At 61.9% G+C, this 17,978-nt stretch carries 15 protein-coding genes and 1 pseudogene; 4 read left to right on the forward strand and 12 right to left on the reverse strand.

Annotation, left to right across the window (positions count from 1 at the left end):
- Positions 1 to 31: 31 nt before the first annotated feature.
- Positions 32 to 646, reverse strand: coding sequence for a TetR/AcrR family transcriptional regulator (locus BLT09_RS23100; protein ID WP_091597110.1), 615 nt, complete (start codon positions 644 to 646; stop codon positions 32 to 34).
- Between the two features lie 132 nt (positions 647 to 778).
- Here BLT09_RS23100 and BLT09_RS23105 point away from each other — a divergent pair, with 132 nt between their 5' ends.
- The gene (locus BLT09_RS23105) at positions 779 to 2,239 is read left to right on the forward strand and encodes an MFS transporter (protein WP_091597114.1); all 1,461 of its coding nucleotides are present in this window, start codon (positions 779 to 781) and stop codon (positions 2,237 to 2,239) included.
- Positions 2,240 to 2,256: 17 nt separating this feature from the next.
- Here the strand turns inward: BLT09_RS23105 and BLT09_RS23110 are convergent, their stop codons facing one another.
- Both BLT09_RS23110 and BLT09_RS23115 read right to left on the reverse strand, forming a co-directional pair.
- Positions 2,257 to 3,132, reverse strand: coding sequence for an HpcH/HpaI aldolase/citrate lyase family protein (locus BLT09_RS23110; RefSeq protein WP_091597117.1), 876 nt, complete (start codon positions 3,130 to 3,132; stop codon positions 2,257 to 2,259).
- A gap of 3 nt (positions 3,133 to 3,135) precedes the next feature.
- Entirely contained in the window at positions 3,136 to 3,609 is a 474-nt protein-coding gene (locus BLT09_RS23115) for a MaoC family dehydratase (protein ID WP_461435579.1), read from the reverse strand.
- A 237-nt stretch (positions 3,610 to 3,846) separates the two neighbouring features.
- Here BLT09_RS23115 and BLT09_RS23120 point away from each other — a divergent pair, with 237 nt between their 5' ends.
- Positions 3,847 to 4,968 (forward strand): DUF2336 domain-containing protein, encoded by a 1,122-nt coding sequence (locus tag BLT09_RS23120; protein ID WP_091597123.1) that lies wholly within the window; start codon positions 3,847 to 3,849, stop codon positions 4,966 to 4,968.
- Between the two features lie 77 nt (positions 4,969 to 5,045).
- Here the strand turns inward: BLT09_RS23120 and dapB are convergent, their stop codons facing one another.
- The 4 genes and pseudogenes from dapB to ligD all read right to left on the reverse strand — a co-directional run bounded on the left by dapB (position 5,046) and on the right by ligD (position 8,213).
- On the reverse strand, positions 5,046 to 5,828 hold the full coding sequence (gene dapB, locus BLT09_RS23125; RefSeq protein ID WP_091597125.1) for a 4-hydroxy-tetrahydrodipicolinate reductase: 783 nt from the start codon (positions 5,826 to 5,828) through the stop codon (positions 5,046 to 5,048).
- A 144-nt stretch (positions 5,829 to 5,972) separates the two neighbouring features.
- Complete coding sequence (locus tag BLT09_RS23130) at positions 5,973 to 6,851, reverse strand: dienelactone hydrolase family protein (RefSeq protein WP_091597128.1); 879 nt, start codon at positions 6,849 to 6,851, stop codon at positions 5,973 to 5,975.
- A 124-nt stretch (positions 6,852 to 6,975) separates the two neighbouring features.
- Positions 6,976 to 7,128, reverse strand: a pseudogene (locus BLT09_RS35065) (SOS response-associated peptidase); the annotation flags it as partial.
- A gap of 656 nt (positions 7,129 to 7,784) precedes the next feature.
- Complete coding sequence (gene ligD, locus BLT09_RS23140; protein ID WP_091597131.1) at positions 7,785 to 8,213, reverse strand: non-homologous end-joining DNA ligase LigD; 429 nt, start codon at positions 8,211 to 8,213, stop codon at positions 7,785 to 7,787.
- Between ligD and BLT09_RS35545 the strand changes: the two genes are divergently transcribed.
- Entirely contained in the window at positions 8,212 to 8,340 is a 129-nt protein-coding gene (locus tag BLT09_RS35545; RefSeq protein ID WP_268931602.1) for a hypothetical protein, read from the forward strand. The two genes, ligD and BLT09_RS35545, sit on opposite strands and share 2 nt — an antisense overlap.
- Positions 8,341 to 8,582: 242 nt before the next feature.
- On the opposite strand, the gene BLT09_RS23145 is transcribed toward BLT09_RS35545, so the two are convergent.
- The 4 genes from BLT09_RS23145 to parE form a co-directional block, all read right to left on the reverse strand.
- Positions 8,583 to 8,882: a DUF1236 domain-containing protein gene (locus BLT09_RS23145; RefSeq protein WP_091597134.1), complete on the reverse strand. Its 300-nt coding sequence runs from the start codon at positions 8,880 to 8,882 to the stop codon at positions 8,583 to 8,585.
- A gap of 418 nt (positions 8,883 to 9,300) precedes the next feature.
- The gene (locus BLT09_RS23150) at positions 9,301 to 9,546 is read right to left on the reverse strand and encodes a DUF982 domain-containing protein (protein ID WP_268931603.1); all 246 of its coding nucleotides are present in this window, start codon (positions 9,544 to 9,546) and stop codon (positions 9,301 to 9,303) included.
- A gap of 226 nt (positions 9,547 to 9,772) precedes the next feature.
- The gene (locus BLT09_RS23155; RefSeq protein WP_091597140.1) at positions 9,773 to 10,210 is read right to left on the reverse strand and encodes a VOC family protein; all 438 of its coding nucleotides are present in this window, start codon (positions 10,208 to 10,210) and stop codon (positions 9,773 to 9,775) included.
- Between the two features lie 1,390 nt (positions 10,211 to 11,600).
- Positions 11,601 to 13,652, reverse strand: coding sequence for a DNA topoisomerase IV subunit B (parE, locus tag BLT09_RS23170; RefSeq protein WP_091597149.1), 2,052 nt, complete (start codon positions 13,650 to 13,652; stop codon positions 11,601 to 11,603).
- A 267-nt stretch (positions 13,653 to 13,919) separates the two neighbouring features.
- Here parE and BLT09_RS23175 point away from each other — a divergent pair, with 267 nt between their 5' ends.
- Positions 13,920 to 15,089: a GGDEF domain-containing protein gene (locus tag BLT09_RS23175; protein ID WP_091597152.1), complete on the forward strand. Its 1,170-nt coding sequence runs from the start codon at positions 13,920 to 13,922 to the stop codon at positions 15,087 to 15,089.
- A gap of 71 nt (positions 15,090 to 15,160) precedes the next feature.
- Here the strand turns inward: BLT09_RS23175 and gcvP are convergent, their stop codons facing one another.
- A complete protein-coding gene (gene gcvP, locus BLT09_RS23180; RefSeq protein ID WP_091597155.1) occupies positions 15,161 to 17,971 on the reverse strand; it encodes an aminomethyl-transferring glycine dehydrogenase in 2,811 nt (936 codons plus the stop codon).
- Positions 17,972 to 17,978 lie beyond the last annotated feature (7 nt).

The raw sequence follows: 17,978 nt of genomic DNA on the forward strand, positions 1-17,978 counted from the left end.
TGGAACCCTAACTTTGGTTAGGAGGCATGCGTCAACGATTGCTTCTCGTGATCATCGCAACGATCGTCTCGTAAAGTTCGTCCCGCGCCTGTTGAGCGGTGATTTCTCCTGTCGCGGCAGCATTGGACAAGGTGTCGGCTGCGCCTAACATCGCCCAAAAACCGGCCTGCATGATCCCCCTTGGCCCGATAAACGGGACCAACACCTTTCGGCACCTCTCGATAAAATCCAGTTGGTAGTCCCGCTTGACGGTCTCCAGTTCGGGCGAGCCTGCCAGCGCGGCCAGCACGCCGGGGATCTCACGACCCTGGGCCAGCACGCATTCGACGTAAGACGATGCGATGACAGAAGCTTTCTCCTCCAAACCCGGAGCACTTCCTTCAAGAGCGGCGTCGATCAGCGCCGTCTGGCGCGCGTCGAAATCCTGATAGAGGGCGGTCAGCAAACCGTTGCGCGTCCGGAAATGGTCATAGACCACCGGCTTGGCGACACCGGCCTGTTCGGCCAGGCGCGGCAGTGTCAAAGCGTCGGTGCCTTCGTCGCGAACCAGGCGCCTCGCCACCTCAAGAAGTTGGCTTAGCCGCTGCTCGCGACTGAGACGAACGCGTTTCTCAGCGGCTTGGCTTTTTTTCGGCATGCTTGACATGACTATATACCAAAGGTAACTTACCTTAAGTATATAGAGTTCGCTCTTCGATCGCAACCATCCGCCGGCGTTCCCCCCGGCGGCCGAAGCGGCACGCCTTCGCATGCCGCAGGCAGAGGATTTGTGTGCGTTATGACCGATACTTCACTTGTACGCCCGACCAACCGCAGGGCATGGTTGGGCCTCATGGCTGTCTTGCCCCTGGTCCTGCTCGTAGCCATGGACGGCTCGATACTCTATCTCGCCATGCCGCGTGTGACGTCGGCCATCACGCCGACCGCCGACCAAGCACTCTGGATTCTCGACATTTACGGGTTCGTGGTTGGATCGCTGCTGATCGCCTTCGGCAATATCGGCGACCGTTATGGGCGGCTGAAGCTGATCATGATCGGCGCGGTGGTCTTCGGTGCTGGATCGCTCGGCGCAGCCTTTTCGCAGACGCCTGAAAGCCTGATCGCCTCGCGCGCCCTTATGGGATTAGGCGGCGCGACACTGTTACCCTCCGGGCTGGCAATCGTGAGCTCGCTGTTCCCCGATCCGCGCACGCGCGCTCAGGCGATCGGGATTTTTGCGGCGACTTTTGCGGCCGGGTTCGCCATCGGGCCTGTCATCGGCGGACTGCTGTTGCGGCAATTCGAGTGGGGCGCCGTGTTTCTGATCAATGTCCCCGTCGTGATCGGCTTCCTGGTCTGTGCACCGGTACTGCTGCAGGAGGTGCGTTCGACTGCCTACGGGCGAATCGATCTGGTGAGCCTTATCTTGTCCTTTGCAGGTATCCTGTTGTTCACATATTCGCTCAAGAGCGCGGCGGCGCATGGCTTCACGCCGACACTAATGAGCATCGGCATCGTCGGCATCCTTGCCGTTGGGTTGTTCGTGCGCAGACAGAGCAGGATTGACTACCCGCTGCTCGACCTGGACCTGTTCCGAGACGCCATTTTCTCCATCGCCATCCTGACCGGGCTTCTTACGCTGGTTGTGTGGTCGGCCACCGGATATCTTTCGGGCATCTATCTGCAATCGGTGCTGGGCTTTGATGTTCTCAACGCAGCGCTGCTGACGCTGCCAGGCGCGATCGTGCTGACGGCGACTTGCGTGGGCACCGCTCGCATCGTCGAGCGGATCGGCCGCAAAACTGCCCTTGTTGCCACACATCTGCTCATCGGCGTCGGCGTCCTCCTGCTGCTGTTCACGACCACCGAGGTCGGAATCGCGGCCTTCATCGCCTCGACCATGATCGCTGGCGTCGGATATGGGTTGTCCTTTAGCCTGGTGGCCGAGATAGCGGTGTCGGCCGTTCCTGCCGAACGAGCCGGTGCGGCGAGTTCGATCGCCGAGACCAGCAACGAACTGGGCAATGCACTGGGAATTTCCCTGCTCGGATCGTTGGCCGCGCTGAGCTTCCGGCTGTTGGGTCCCGGCGTGGCCGGCACGCTCAACGAAACACTTGATCAGTCGGACCCTGAAATTATCGTACGGGCCAACGAAGCCTTCCTCACCGGTTTACATGTCGCGGTCGGCGCCGGCGGTCTGCTGACCCTTGCAACTGGCATCATCGCGTGGCTCTGGCTGCCGAGAAAATTGCCCGAATGACCTCCGCTGCCAGGGAGTTAGATCCCCGCCGCCCTGGCGCGTGCCAGAAGCCTCTCGGCCAGCTTGAGATGCGGCCGGTCGTACATCTTGCCGCCGATGCCGACGACGCCGGGATTTCCAGCCGCCTCGAATGCCTGGACGATTGCCAGGGAGTGTTTCACCGCCTCGGTCGACGGCGTGAAGGCGGCGTTGATGACAGGCACCTGCGCCGGATGGATCGCCATCTTGCCGGTGAAGCCGTCGCGCTCGGCCTCGGCGCATTCCGCCGCGAAGCCGGTCATGTCGCGAAAATCTGGGAAAACCGTGTCGATCGCCGCGACTTCCGCGGCACCGGCGGCGAGGATGGTCATGGTGCGGGCGAAGCGGAACACATCGGTGTAGCGGCCATTCTCGTCGCGGGCCGTGCGCGCGCCGATTGCTGCCGAGAGATCTTCCGCACCCCAGGTCACGCCGACAAGCCGCGCACTTGCCTTGGCGTAGCTCGCGGCCGCCAGCACGCCGGCAGCTGTTTCGGTGATGATCGGCAGGATTTTTATCGCACCGTCCGGCACCCCGCTTTCGGCCTCGTGCACCCTGAGCTTGGCCGAGAGCTGCTGGACATCCTGTCCGCTGTTCGACTTCGGCAGCATGATGCCGTCGGGTTTCACTGGCACGAGTGCCGCCAGATCGTCATCCGCCAGGCCGGTAGAGAGATCGTTGATGCGGACATAGATTGCGGAACTGGTTTGATGCCCGTGTTCGGTGATGAAGCGTGCGGCGATATCGCGGGCCAAGGTTTTGTTTTGTGGCGCGACCGAATCCTCGAGATCGACGATGACCACGTCGGCGTCGGCGCCAATCGCCTTTTCCAGCTTCTTTTCCGAATCGCCGGGAACGAACAGCAGCGAGCGCATCGGTCAGGCCTTCTTCATCATCATCGCCTGCCTCGTGCATTTGGCGACGAGCACGTCGTCCTGGTTGTAGGCGCGGTGCTCGAATTCGACGATGCCGCGGTCCGGCTTCGACCTGGAGTCGCGCACCGACACCACCGTCGTCTCGACGCGGATGGTGTCGCCGTGGAAGACCGGATGCGGAAACACCGTCTCCTTCATGCCGAGATTGGCGACGGTGGTGCCGACGGTGATGTCGTTCACCGAAATACCGATCATCAGGCCCAGCGTGAACAGCGAATTGACCAGCGGCTTGCCCCATTCGCTTTTGGCGGCGAAATCGAAATCGATGTGCAGCGGCTGCGGGTTCAGCGTCATTACCGAGAACAGCATGTTGTCGCTTTCGGTGACGGTTTTCCGCAGCGTGTGCTGGAAGACGTGGCCGACGACGAACTCTTCCAGATAAAGCCCGGCCATGGTCGATCTCCTCCGCTGCCGCATCGCCCCGAAAATCGGAATCGATTTTTGGAAAGCACGATGCTTCAAAGTGTTAGCGTGCTTTGTGCGTCCGAAAGCGCGCAAGTCGCTCTAAGGGTTGATAGGCGCTGCCTACCGCGCTCGCAAGCCAGTTAACAAAGAGGGGCAGTTAACAAAGATGGTGAACCGTTCGTAAACCATTTCTGCCTACGGTCTTCACTGGGGCGGGAACGGACTCGGGCTAGGGGCATAGCGGACGGCATGGTTGTTTCGCATTTCCTGAAATGGATTCATACGGCAAGGGTCTCTGAGCGCGCCGCGGCAGCAAGCGCATTGGCTCGCGCCTACATCAATGCCGAACTGCCTTTCGAGGATCGCTGCGCGGCGGAGGCGGCGCTGACGCTGCTGCTCGACGATACCTCGTCGAAAGTGCGGCTGGCGATGGCAGAGGCGCTGTCGATGAGCCATCACGCGCCGCTGCAGATCATCAGCGCGCTGGCGTCCGATCAGCCGGAAGTCGCCAGCCTGGTGCTGGCACGTTCGCCGCTGCTTACCGATGCCGATCTGATCGACCGGGTTGCCGGCGGCCAGAAGGCGATCCAGAAACTGATCGCCGATCGTCCGCGCGTCTCCATGGCGGTCGCCGCCGCGATCGCCGAAATCGGCGAGCCGGAAGCCTGCGCCACGCTTCTCGCCAACAGCGGCGCCGACATCGCTTCGCTCAGCTTCCGCCGTATCGCCGAACGCCATGGCCATCTGCCTTCGCTGCGCGAAGCGCTGATATCGGATGCGCGTCTGCCCGCTGACTGCCGGCATATGCTGCTAATAAAACTTGGTGAAACGCTCAAGGGTTCGCCGCTGGTCCTGGCGCTGATGGGCCGTGCCAGAACCGAGCGCGTCATGCGCGACGCCTGCGTCAAGGCTTCCCTGACGCTGATCGAAGGCACGCGCCAGGAAGAACATGCGGCGCTCATCGAGCATCTGCGCCTGCGCGGCGACCTGACCGCAAGCTTCATCATTCGCACCATCGCGCACGGCAAGGTCGATTTCTTCGGCTCGGCGCTGGTCGCGCTCAGCCAGCAATCCGAACAACGGGTGAGGGCGCTGCTGGCCGGCGGGCACGACGTGGCGCTGCAGGCGCTGCTCCGCAGCGCTGGCCTGGCCGCGGCCACGCACGCCATCATCCTGCGCGCGCTGAAGGTCTGGCGGGAGGTCGCCAATGGCAAGCGCCTCGCCGGCGTCCAGGAAGTCAGCTGGCTGATGCTGAAGGAATTGGGCGGGCAGTCCGCCGAAGGCGATCTCGCCGGATTGGTCAAATCGATCCACCTCGATGCGCTGCGCGAAAACGCGCGCGGTCACGCGCTGGCGATCGCTGCTGCCTAGTGGTGAAAATCTGACGGTTGATACCCAAATCGAATTGCAGCAATGGGTGAAGAGCAGTCCTTGCGGCAGTTGCAAACTCAGCGGGAGATTGGCGACAACCCGAGAACGTCCTGCATGTCGTATTCGCCGGGTTCATGGTCTGAAACCCAGCGTGCGGCAGTCAACGCACCGCGCGCGAACATGCCGCGATCCAAAGCGGAATGCGACAGTGTCAGAATCTCTTCGTCGGCGGCAAATACCACACTATGCTCTCCAATGATGCCGCCGCCTCGCAATACGGAAAACCCGATTTCACCAAGCGCTCGCTCGCCAATAATACCATCGCGCCCGCGCCGTTCGACGGGAGCAAGCGGAACGCCCCGACCACTGGCCGCTGCTTCGCCTAGCATCAGCGCCGTTCCAGATGGTGCATCGATCTTCCGGCGATGGTGAGCTTCATGGACCTCGATATCCCAAACTTCAGCTGGGAAAGAGCGCGCGGCGCGCTCAACTAGGCCCACCAGCATGTTCACGCCAAGGGAGAAGTTGCCTGAACGCACGATCGCTATTTTACGTGCCGCCTCGGCGATCCGAGCGAGGTGAGTGTCCTCAAACCCTGTTGCGCCGATCACCATTGCTGGTCGACCCATCGCGGCGCACTTTTCTGCAAGCGCCGCCGATGCTTGGCCGGTCGTGAAATCCACGACGACATCCGCAGCGCGGAGCGCTGCGTCAACATGAATCAATCCGTCGACGACTTTTTCGGGGCGTCCGAAGCCTCCTACGAGCGAAAAGGCAGGTGCTGCGGCGACAGCAGCGAGTAATGCTCTGCCCATGTGGCCCTGCGCGCCAGCGACAGCGATTCTAATAGCAGGCACCAATGTTCTTCCCTTAGCAACATCCAGATTAAAATCGACGGTTTCGTATCGATTTTGTACCGTCGCAGAAGTGGCCCATCGCGACAACGTCTAAGGTCCGCAACGGGGTGATGGAAAGCGGCCTTGCGGCACAAGTGTCTGTCTGGATCAGTGTCCAAGCGTTTCACTCAGGAAAACGTGTGAATCCTGAAACGAGCGATTGGCGGCGAGTTCATTGTATTGCAGGAAGTGGCCGAAGGACGAGATGCCCGTTTTCAGGTTCTCGGCGTCGAATGAGTGCGGGGCGTCCGGGTAGACGATGAGTTTGACGGGGCTCCCTTTGCCGCTGCGTTGCTCCATCATTTTCCGGCAGGCCGCCGCCGGGGTCCAATCGTCGCGTTCGCCGATTAGGATCAAGGTCGGAACGGCCATCTCACCACTCGTTACCGAGCATGAGGGGTAGTAGGCAATCGCAGCTTGGAATTTCTGCTTCATAAGCGCTGCCGCAGCGCCAAGCTGGACGGCTTGCAGCACAGCGATTCCGCCAGCGGAGAACCCCATTACCGCGACGCGTCGAGAGTCGACGAAGCCGAGCGTGGTGAGGAATTCCAAGGCGCCGTAGGCGTCGTTGACCCGATCGTAAAACAGCCGGTCGCAGGTATGCCGGATGCCGCGCGTCGTGAAACTGTCGACGGCTAATACGACATACCCCCAGGACGACAATCTTCTTGACCAGGCCTCTCTTTCTCGGAGGCCAAGGCCGGCACAGCCGTGAAGCAGGACGACAGCCGGGAACGGTCCATCCCCTGATGGGCGTGTCAGGAATCCCCGTATCGGCGCGCCGGAAAAAACTTTTGGTTCTTCGCCACGCTCCCGCGCCATGCGCGTCTGAAACGGTGTCGGCTGGAATGAGGCGCTTTTGAACTTCACCAACTGGTCGGCATTCGAATGAAAAATTCCAAGACAACTGATGATACCGCAGAAGATCAGTCTGGCTGCATTTCGAAGGAAGGCTGGTAGGCCAAAGTCGATCCAGCGGGTGTGCATCTCGGCTCCAGTCCCTCAGACTTCTTATCGACCGAGCTTATGCGCTGACCGGCAAGGTCTTCAATGGGTCGGCTTCGGCCGCTCGACCGTGATCGCTTTAACGACCGCCCCGGGCGCTAAGCAGCTATTGGCTCCCCCGCCGCACCGTCTCGACCGCGAGTGACCCTCTCGGCAACGGTCGCAAAAGTTCAGCTTCGGGCTATCTTAGGTGGATCCAGGCTGCCCAGTCCGCCGGCTGGAGCACAACGACTTGTCGGTTGTGGTAAGGCGCCACGTCGCCATGACTCCCACCATGGCGCCGAAGGGATAGTCCCTTCCAGATGGTCGGCACCGCTGAGAGGATCAATCCGTCGAGATCGAACACTGAACTACTTGACCCGTTGCTTTGTCACGAACCCTTTTCGAAAACACGCGATGAAGGCCGATTGCGCGTGATTCAGCTTCACTGCTCGCAACGTAATCGGGAGTGCCGACATGCATTACCCAGCGAATGTCTCTGGGGGCGGCAGGTTTCCACGTAACTTTTGATCCATAGGCCGCTTTGCCCGGAGCTGTGCTATCGAACCGGCAGTCGATCGCTACGGGCATCATGCCTTTCTTAAACATTGCTTCGGTAACCCCGTCAAAATTTGACTTCCTAAGCCATCCATGCGCACCGCTGGTTGAAACTGTAGTGCACCCTGCCAGAGATATGCTCGATATCAAAAGCCCGATGGCCAATGCGCTGCCTACGGATGACCGCCGATTGCCTTCCTGATTCTGTTTCATACCCGCCCCTCAGACTGAAAGTAGTTCGGGCTAGATAGGACGTCGGCGGGAAACAACGCAAGGCCCACTTTTAGTGTTCCCCTCCCGGTAAGGTGCGGATCACTTATCCGTAGAAGATCTTCGAAAAACACAAGGAATTGCCTGCCCAAGGGGCGTTGCGATAACTCAACGCTGAGGTGGGCTTTGCAGCGTGAAGGCGTCCGGCAGAATCCCCTTTTCAACTTGGTTCCAGCTAACGGGAGCCGCGACCGAAAAGCCTGGGCGGGCACGTGGTGAATAGGCGCCCACAGCCGTGTTCCCGCGCCCATTGCGGAGATAATCGAGAAAGATGCGCCCATTGCGAGCGGACGGCGCGGCCGAGACAACATGGCGTTCAGGCTGCTTGCCGACGAGTCGCTGTGCCAGCTTACGTGCATACAGCCTGGCGGCGTCGTGGGTGATGACGGCCTGCAAAGGCGCCATCACATGCACGCCTTTGCCGCCGGTCAGTTTGGGCCAGCTATCGAGACCTTCTGACCGCAGCATGTCGCGCAACGTCAGTGCCGTGCCGGCGACTAGCTCCCATTCGATTGCGACGCTAGCGACACGGGCCATGACTCTTTTCGTCCAGCGCGCCGAACGTCGCGATACTCAGGCCATGAACGCCAAGACGGACGAACTGCTTCGCGCGGTCGGCAAGGCTGATACCGAGACGGGTCAAGATCGACAAAGAGGAACCTGAAGAGATTGAAAGAGAACGAGAGCGAAAGCAGCAATGAGATTGACCGATAACGAGACCCGGCATAGCCGCGCGAAACCGTTGCAGCCCCAATGCGTTGGGTTGGGCCGCAAGTTACCGGATGAGCCGACAGACCATTGCCTACGGGAGAGGACTGGCAATGGTCTGTTGGATCAGACCGACTTCCAGATTTAGTGTCCTGCTATACCTTTCGGCACCGCGGGCTGTGATCCCAGTCACTTAGGTCACTCGATGACTTTGATGATCTTGCGTGTGCCTGGATCAACGACAACGGTTCGGTTGTCGACCATCACGTAACTGTATTTGGTGTCGGGAACTTCATGAAGCTCGACCGTCTCGGGCAGCGTTGAGCCGATATTGAGCTCTATCCCAGGGACCTTCACCGATGCGAGCGGCTGCTTCTTCACATATTCCCTGATGACGGTCTCCTGTTCAGGCTCGATGACTACGTCCTGAGCGGCAGCAGCGCCGATACCTGCCAGCAGCAGAAATCCCGCGGCTGCAGTGGAAAGTCGCATTTTCATAGTTGCCTCCTATGTGAGTCCTCTCGCGCCGAACAGCATCGTCACGCGCGATACTCACCGAACCCGCAGCAGCTGCAAAAGTTCCTTTGGCTGGGAGCTTCGGGCCGATCTCAGACAGGACCCAAGTCTCACTGTTCGCGCAACAGACTGGACATCGCACCATCCGGAACCGCGGCTGCCCGTAGTCGTTGCTCCGAGTTCACGGGAGGAGCCCATGGAAAATAGCGTCCACCAGGCCCACTGGTTACTCGGTCCGGTCTTCCCCGTCTCCATCGCGTTCCTGGCAATTGGAATGGTCGTTAGCTAGGGAATGCGCAGCAAGAGACCACCGCCATTCCTCGATTTGCGGGTGGTCCTGACCACGTCCGCCTAGGCGGGGCCTGTCAGCGGTTCCAAGGTGGCGAGGGCGGGCATCACCTCACATCAGATCTTCAGCAACCCCGTCGAATTTCTTGAGGCCTTCGCTTGGAGGCTTCTGCTTATGAAGTCCCTGTTCTGTTGCAGCCGCCTCGAAGGCGGCGAACGCAGCTTGGTGACTGCGATGTCCGGCCAGGCATTCCTCGATCATTCGGATTGCTTCAAGCCGGGACGGCTTGTCCATGAATGGCCATGGTTGCTGAAGCGCTCGTTTATCATTCCAGCCGACAGCTCGGCTGAATTCCAATGGGCCATAATAAACAAGCTAGTCCGAGAAGTACGTTCCATATCCGGCGAGACACGCTCAGAGGCTGCTGACGGCGGCATTCGCGGGCGACCCACCGGGTTGACGCCCTAATCGTGCTTAGCGAGAACGCAGCCGACCGTGGAGGGGTGGACCTCGAACAGGCGGGTCGGCCTCGGACGCGCTCGCTGGCATTCGTCACTCTTGGCCATTTGTCTTCGTATTGCGCTCAGCTGAGTTCTTGGGCGAGTCCGATGAGGAGCCCTTCAGGCCCACGGATGTAGCAGAGCCGATACGCGTCTTTATACTGGACTACTTCGCCTTCGAGCTGCGCGCCGCGCGTGCGGAGCCTTTCAAGCGTCTCGTCGATGTCGTCCACGGCGAACATGACGCGGAGGTAGCCGAAGGCGTTGACCGGGGCGTTCCGGTGATCTGCGACGACAGGCGGCGTGAGGAAGCGGGAGAGCTCGAGCCGGCTGTGGCCGTCCGGTGTGCGCATCATGGCAATTTCGACACGCTGATCGCCCAGTCCAGTGACACGTCCGGCCCATTCTCCTTCGATCGTGGCCCGCCCTTCGAGCTCGAGGCCGAGTTCGCGAAAGAAATCGATCGTCCCTCCGAGATCTTCGACGACGATCCCTACGTTGTCCATCCGCTTGAGCGCCATGTTTCGAATCTCCAGGGTGTCGTTCCAATCTACAAGATGTCGCCTAGTCTAACAGCGGACACTTGAGTGCCCGCAACACCGATAGATGATGACATGTGGACGTGCGGTCGTGCCCACATGTCTACAATTCTGCGGCCCCACGGGGCTAAGGACAGGCATCACGAAACGGATGTGGTGAGAGCGCCACATGCAGCAACCGAACCCGCCGCACGTCGTGCCGATGCGGAGGCGCGCATGAGCGCGGCCCTACTGATGCCGCGCGAGCCGGTCCATGGATGCGTTTGCTTCGGCCAAACTAGCCAGCGCTTGCTCGACTTTTTGAGCCGAGGCGTCAGTGCGCTTGATGTGCGGGATCATTTGCTGCCTCAACCGCGCGAGCCTTTCCGCGCGATATACATCGCCGTATCTCGCAGTTTCAAGGTGGAGGGTCGCGAGCCTCATGGGCAACGATTCCGATTATCTAGCAGTAGAAATTCGCGAATCCGCCTTTCGTTCCGATGTCCGACCTTGCCCTCGCAAAGGCTGGCCGGACGGCCGCGACGACTGAGCCGCATCCCTGCCAAAAGAGATCGTCCGCTGATGCTGCTCAGTCGACCGCGGGGCCAACCAGGTAGCGGAAGTGATTGCGGATGTGGCCGTTGAAGAAGCGGCCCTTGGCGAAGGCGGCTCACGAGCAGCGCTGTTGCTAATCGCGGGGCCTTAGCAAAGCATCGCATTCGGCCGCTCGCTGGGCGGATTCGAGAACAAGGGCCAATCACGGCATGATCCGCCAATGGTGTCGGGGGATACCTTATGCGTTTAAAACGAAATGCTAGGCGGTCGGCCTTTCGACAGCCGCAGAGGCTGTTGGCGATTGTGACGGCGCTGGGTAGCAGGCTTTATCGTGTCTGGCGGCAGGTCCGCGGTCTCCTTGAAGTGCGGATCCGATTGCCGGCATAGCATCACATGGGTCCAAGTGTCAGGTCTTCACCATTAGCTTGGGTTTGGTAGCCGCGATTGCGATGCGTTGTGGGCGCAAAAAACTGCTACTATTTTAGGGCCATGCACGATTTTGCTTCGAAACGACGACTTAAGGTTCCGGCGACAGCACCATCTCTTATGTCGGAGACCAGAGTTTGCAACCGTGGCGGTAGCGCGGTCTTGACTTCTCCCCTTGTGGGAGAAGGTGGATCGGCGCGCAGCGCCGAGACGGAAGAGGGGTGTTGGCCGGAGTGCGGTTTTTGCCAAGCTGGAACACCCCCATCCGACTGAGCTTCGCTCGGCCACCTTCTCCCACAAGGGGAGAAGGGGGAGCGAACGATGATCGGGAGCGAGACGCCGAATTGAAGGCGAGGGGCTTTCGTGTGCTGCAACAACGGTCGCCGTTTGCGGTTCGCCGAGCCGAAGAAATTCAGATATCCAGCACTTCCGTCTCGGCAAACTCCGCGCGTTCCTGGATGAAGCGGAAGCGGGCTTCCGGCTTGGTGCCCATCAGCGCGTCGACCGCATCCTTGGTCGCCGCCTCGGCATCGATCACGTCGACCCTGAGCAGCGTGCGCTTTCTCGGGTCCATGGTGGTTTCCTTGAGCTGGGCGGCCATCATTTCGCCCAACCCCTTGAAGCGGCCGATTTCGACCTTGCCGCGCCCGGTGAACTCGGTGCGCAGCAGTTCGTCCTTGTGCGCATCGTCGCGGGCATAGGCGACCTTGCCGCCCTGGCGGATCGAGTAGAGCGGCGGCACCGCCAGGTAGAGATGGCCGTCGCGGACCAGGCTCGGCATCTCCTGGTAGAAGAAGGTGATCAGCAGCGAAGCGATATGGGCGCCGTCGACGTCGGCGTCGGTCATGATGATGACCCGGTCGTAGCGCAGATCCTGATCGCGGTATTTTGACCGCGTGCCACAGCCAAGCGCCTGGATCAGGTCGGAAATCTGCTGGTTGGCAGCCAGCTTGTCGTTGCCGGCGCTGGCGACGTTGAGAATCTTGCCGCGTAGCGGCAGCACTGCCTGGCTGGCGCGGTCGCGCGCCTGTTTCGCCGAGCCGCCGGCCGAATCGCCCTCGACGATGAAGAGCTCGGCGCCGGCCGCGGCATTCTGCGTGCAGTCGGCGAGCTTGCCGGGCAGGCGCAGCTTGCGCACCGCGCTCTTGCGCGAGACTTCCTTTTCCTGGCGGCGGCGCACCCGCTCGTCAGCACGCGCGATCACCCATTCGAGCAGCTTCGAAGCTTCCTGCGGGTTGTCGGCCAGCCAGTGGTCGAAGGGATCGCGGATCGCGGCCTCGACGATCCTGATCGCCTCGATCGTCGCCAGCCGGTCCTTGGTCTGGCCGACGAATTCCGGCTCGCGGATGAACACCGACAGCATGCCCGCCGCCGAGATCATGACGTCTTCCGAGGTGACGATCGAAGCGCGCTTGTTGCCGACCAGCTCGGCATAGGCGCGCAGGCCGCGCGTCAAGACGTTGCGGAAGCCAGCCTCATGGGTGCCGCCTTCGCCGGTCGGGATGGTGTTGCAGTAGGAGTTGAGGAACCCGTCGCCGCCGAACCAGGTCACCGCCCATTCGAGCGAGCCGTGGCCGCCTTGCCTGTCGCTTTTGCCGGCAAAGATTTCGCGGGTGACCTGGAATTCGTCGCCGAGCGAGGCTTTCAGATAGTCCTTGAGGCCGCCGGGAAAATGGAACTCGGCCTTGGCGGGCGTCGTGTCCTTCTCCTTGATCAGCGAGGGGTCGCAGGTCCAGCGGATCTCGACGCCGCCGAACAGATAGGCCTTCGAGCGCGTCATCCGATAGAGCCGCGCCGGCTCGAATGCCGCACCCTTGCCGAAGATCTGCTCGTCGGGATGGAAGCGTATTCTGGTGCCGCGGCGGTTATGCACCTCGCCGAGCTGCTCCAGGCCGGTCACCGGAACGCCGCGCGAAAAGCGCTGGCGATAGAGCTGGCGGCCGCGCGCGACCTCGACCTCGAGATGGTCCGACAGCGCGTTGACGACGGAGACGCCGACGCCGTGCAGGCCGCCCGAGGTCTCGTAGACCTTGCTGTCGAACTTGCCGCCGGAATGCAGCGTCGTCATGATGACTTCGAGCGCAGGCTTCTTGAATTTCGGATGCGGATCGACCGGAATGCCGCGGCCATTGTCGGTCACCGCCAGATATCCGTCGGCCGAAAGCTCGACGTCGATGAAAGTCGCGTGGCCGGCGACCGCCTCGTCCATCGAATTGTCGATGACCTCGGCGAACAAATGGTGCATCGCCTTGTCGTCGGTGCCGCCGATATACATGCCGGGCCGCCGCCGCACCGGCTCCAGCCCTTCCAGAACCTCGATGTCGGCGGCACTGTAGCTCTCGCTGCCGTCGCGGGATGCCGGGCGCTTCGCCGCCTGCACCAGGGGGTCGGCCGGGCGCGCGGTGGCGCGAACCGGTTGCGGCTGCTTGTCCAGATTGCCGAAAAGATCGTTGCTGTCGTTCATGCTGGTCCTGGATTGCGATGCTGCGAATCACCACCCGATACTGCCACGCTTTTTGCGGGCAGGCGACGGAGGTTCCCGTTCCGTTCGAGGATAGAGCCTCTTACTGCAAAACCATTCGACAACCAAGCGGCGGAAATGGGCCGAGGGCATCGACGCTTTGTAAACCTTGTCCGGAGGTTACGCCGGAAGGTTGGCCGAAAAAGGGTATTCGCGGATTGCTGCTGACCTAGAATGCGGCAGAACCCGAGAAGAGGCTGTCGCTTACGCATGTTGGATTACAGTTCGCTCCTGCTTGCGGCTGCGCTGTCGGGCACGTGTCTCAGCATCACCCTGTTTGCGATCTGGTGCACCGCGCCACAGGCACGCTTTGTGCTGACGGTGGCGTGCGGCATTCTCGTGCTCGTCGCACATGTGGTCTTGTTCTGGCACTGTGCCAAGCATCCCAGCCCCTGGCTTTGCCAGATTGTACTTGCGCTTCTCAGCCTGGGCCTTCTGACCCTCTGCCTATCGGCCATGCAATATCTCGGCGTCCACGACTATAGGCGCGCCATCTTGCCGACCCTGGCTGCGATGGCGGTTTGCGCAGGCGCGACGTCGCTGGGCTTTGACGGCATCGGCTTCATCGTCACCTACGCGACGGTAACGGCGCTGCTCTCGCTTATCGGGGTGATGTTCTGGATCAAAGGTGGTCATGATCGCCGGATATTGCTGGTCGTTTCGTTCCTGAGCGGCGTCTGTGCGCTGTCCTTCGGACTTTGCGGCGCGGTCCTGCTGGTCAAGGGCCAATGGGTGCTCGGCGTTGCGCCCGACAACTGGGCCGAACGGTTGAATTCCGCCGTGGCGGTCGCCTGCATGACGGGGCTCGGCGCATTGACGCTCTCCCTGCACCATTTGCAGGCGCAGATCGAACTGAAGGCCGAGACCATGACCGACCCATTGACCGGGCTGATGAACCGGCGGGCGTTGACGGCATTCTACGGCGAGCGGATTTTCGGCCCGTTCATGTCTGTCGCCATGTTCGACCTCGACCATTTCAAGAAGACGAACGATGTATTCGGTCATCCGGTCGGCGATCAGGTTCTGCGCCGCTTCGCCGCTGTCGTCAGAAAATACTCCAGGACCGGCGTCGACGCCTTCCGGCTGGGCGGCGAGGAATTCGTCCTCGTCATGTCGCGGATGACTGAAGAGAAGGCTTACGACATTGCGAGCAAGATCAGCGTCGCCTTCGGCACGGAAGTCGTCGCCACCCAGCTTGGTCCGTTGCGCAGCACAGTCAGTGGCGGCATCGGCTTTGGCGGGACGGATGGCACCAGTCTCGACAATGTGCTGGCCGAAGCCGACGCCGCACTCTATGCGGCAAAGCGCGCCGGGCGAAATCGCGTCGTCGCCCAGAACAAGGCGAGCAAGGCCGACGCGCCGGCCTTGCGTTCTGCCTGATTGAGGCTTCTATCTTCTTGTTAGACCATGATCTTGTCCGAAAACCGGATTCCACTTTTCGGGATCATGGTCTACTCCGCCGCCCCCAGATATTCCGACAGCGGCGGGCAGGAGCAGACGAGGTTGCGGTCGCCGGCGACATTGTCGATGCGCGACACCGGCGGCCAGTATTTGGCTGACGTGTCGGCATCGCCGGCGGGGTAGGCCGCCTCCAGGCGCGAATAGGGATGGGTCCACTGGCCGGCCAGCGCCTCGGCGGCGGTATGCGGCGCATTGACCAGCGGATTGTCGGCCAGGGGCCATTCGCCTTTCGCCACCTTGGCTGCCTCGCCTGATATCGCGATCATCGCCTCGCAGAAGCGATCGAGCTCGCGCTTGGGCTCGGACTCGGTCGGCTCGACCATCAGCGTGCCGGCGACCGGAAACGACATTGTCGGCGCATGGAAACCGTAGTCGATCAGCCGCTTGGCGACGTCGTCGACGCTGATGCCGGCACTGTCCTTGAGCACGCGGGTATCGAGGATGCATTCATGCGCGACGCGCTCGTGCCTGCCGTTGTAGAGCACCGGGAAATGCGCTCCGAGCCGCGTCGCCACATAATTGGCGGAAATGATCGCCGTCTCGGTCGCCTGCTTCAGGCCCGAAGCGCCCATCATCCGGATATACATCCAGGTGATCGGCAGGATCGAAGCGCTGCCGAACGGTGCAGCCGACACGGCATGGCCCGAGCCTTCGACGACGTGGCCGGGCAGAAAGGGTTGCAGATGCGCCTTGACGCCGATCGGGCCGACGCCGGGACCGCCGCCGCCATGCGGGATGCAGAACGTCTTGTGCAGGTTCATGTGGCAGACGTCGGCGCCGATGTCGCCGGGGCGGGCAAGACCGACCAGCGCGTTGAGGTTGGCGCCGTCGAAATAGACCTGGCCGCCATGCTCATGGACAAGGGCGCAGAGGTCGCGCGCGCCTTCCTCGAAAACGCCGTGCGTCGAGGGATAGGTGAACATCAGCGCCGCAAGGTCTTGCGCATGCTCGTCCGCCTTGGCTTTCAGGTCATCGACGTCGATGTTGCCGTCTTCGGTGCAGCGCACGACGACGACGTTCATGCCGGCCATCGCCGCACTCGCCGGATTGGTGCCATGCGCCGATGACGGGATCAGGCAGACCGTGCGGTGAGCTTCGCCGCGTGAGCGGTGATAGCCGCGAATGGCGAGCAGCCCGGCATACTCGCCCTGGCTGCCGGCGTTGGGCTGCAGGGTCACCGCGTCGAACCCGGTGATCTCCGCCAGCCAGGCTTCCAGTTCGTCGATCATGGCGCGGTAGCCGGCCGAATGGCTTGCCGGGGCGAAGGGATGCAAATTGGCGATATCAGGCCAGCTTACCGGCATCATCTCGGCGGCGGCATTGAGTTTCATCGTGCAGGAGCCGAGCGGGATCATGGCGCGGTCGAGCGCCAGGTCCTTGTCGGCCAGCCGGCGCAGGAAGCGCATCATGTCGGTTTCCGAGTGGTTTTCGCGGAAGACAGGCTGCGTGAGAAACGCCTTGCCGCGCGGTTTTCCGGGCATGGTGCTGCCGACGGCTGCGCCCGGCTTGGCGCCGAACAGCGCCGCGATCGCCTCCAGATCGGCCTCGGTCGAGGTTTCGTCGAAGCTGATGCCGATGCGGTCGGCGTCGATGACGCGCAGCAATCGGCCGGTCTTTTCGGCTGCGGCGCCAATCGCCCCGGCTCTGCCTTTCACTTCCACCGCCACGGTGTCGAAGCGGCTTGCGCCAAGCACCGAAATTCCTGCTGCGTCGAGACCGGCAGCCAGCCGGTTGGCCAATGCATGGATTCGGCCGGCAATCGCCTGCAGCCCGGCAGGGCCGTGCCAGATCGCATAGGCGGTCGCCATGTTGGCGAGCAGCGCCTGCGCGGTGCAGATGTTGGAGGTCGCCTTGTCGCGGCGGATATGTTGTTCACGCGTCTGCAAGGCGAGGCGATAGCCGGGCCGGCCCTTGCTGTCGGTGGACTGGCCGACCAGGCGGCCGGGCATCAGCCGCGTCAGCCTGTCGGAAACGGCGCAATAAGCGGCATGCGGCCCGCCAAAGCCCATCGGCACGCCGAAGCGCTGCATCGGGCCGACGGCGATGTCGGCGCCAAGCGCAGCCGGCGCGTCGGTCAGCGTCAGGGCGAGCGGATCGGCAATGAAGACGACCAGCGCGCCGGTGGCGCGAGCTTTCTCGATTGCCGCCCTGTGGTCGCCATAGACGCCAAACGTATCGGGCCAGGAGACCAGCAGAGCGGCTGTGTTGTCGTCGATCGTGTCACCGTCGACCTCGATGCCGAGCGGCTCGGCGCGGGTGCGCACGACGTCAAGCGTCTGCGGATGCGGCGTGCCGGCCAGCGCCACTTTGGTCCGCTTGTCGCGGTGGTGGCGTAACGCGATGCCGACTGCTTCGGCCACCGCCGTCGCCTCGTCGAGCAACGAGGCCGACGCGACCGGCAGCCCGGTCAGTTCGGTGACCAAGGTCTGGAAATTGAACAGCATTTCGAGCCGGCCCTGGCTGATCTCGGCCTGGTAGGGCGTGTAAGCCGTATACCAGGCCGGGTTCTCGAACAGGTTGCGCTGGATGACCGGCGGCACGTGGACGCCGTGATAGCCGGCGCCGATGAAGCTCTTCAAAACTGTATTTTTCGCCATTGTCGCTGACAGCTCGGCCAGCGCCTCGGCTTCGCTCGCCGGGGCCGGCAAGGCCAGCGGCCGGTCGAGCCGGATCGATTTCGGCACAGCCTGGCTGATCAGCGTCTCGACCGACGGAACGCCGATCGTCGCCAGCATGGCTCTGACATCATTGAGGCCGGGGCCGATATGGCGGGCCGAGAAGGAGTAGGGTGCTGCGGTCATCTTTCCT

The sequence above is a fragment of the Mesorhizobium muleiense genome, assembly GCF_900099905.1.
Lineage (GTDB): Bacteria > Pseudomonadota > Alphaproteobacteria > Rhizobiales > Rhizobiaceae > Mesorhizobium > Mesorhizobium muleiense.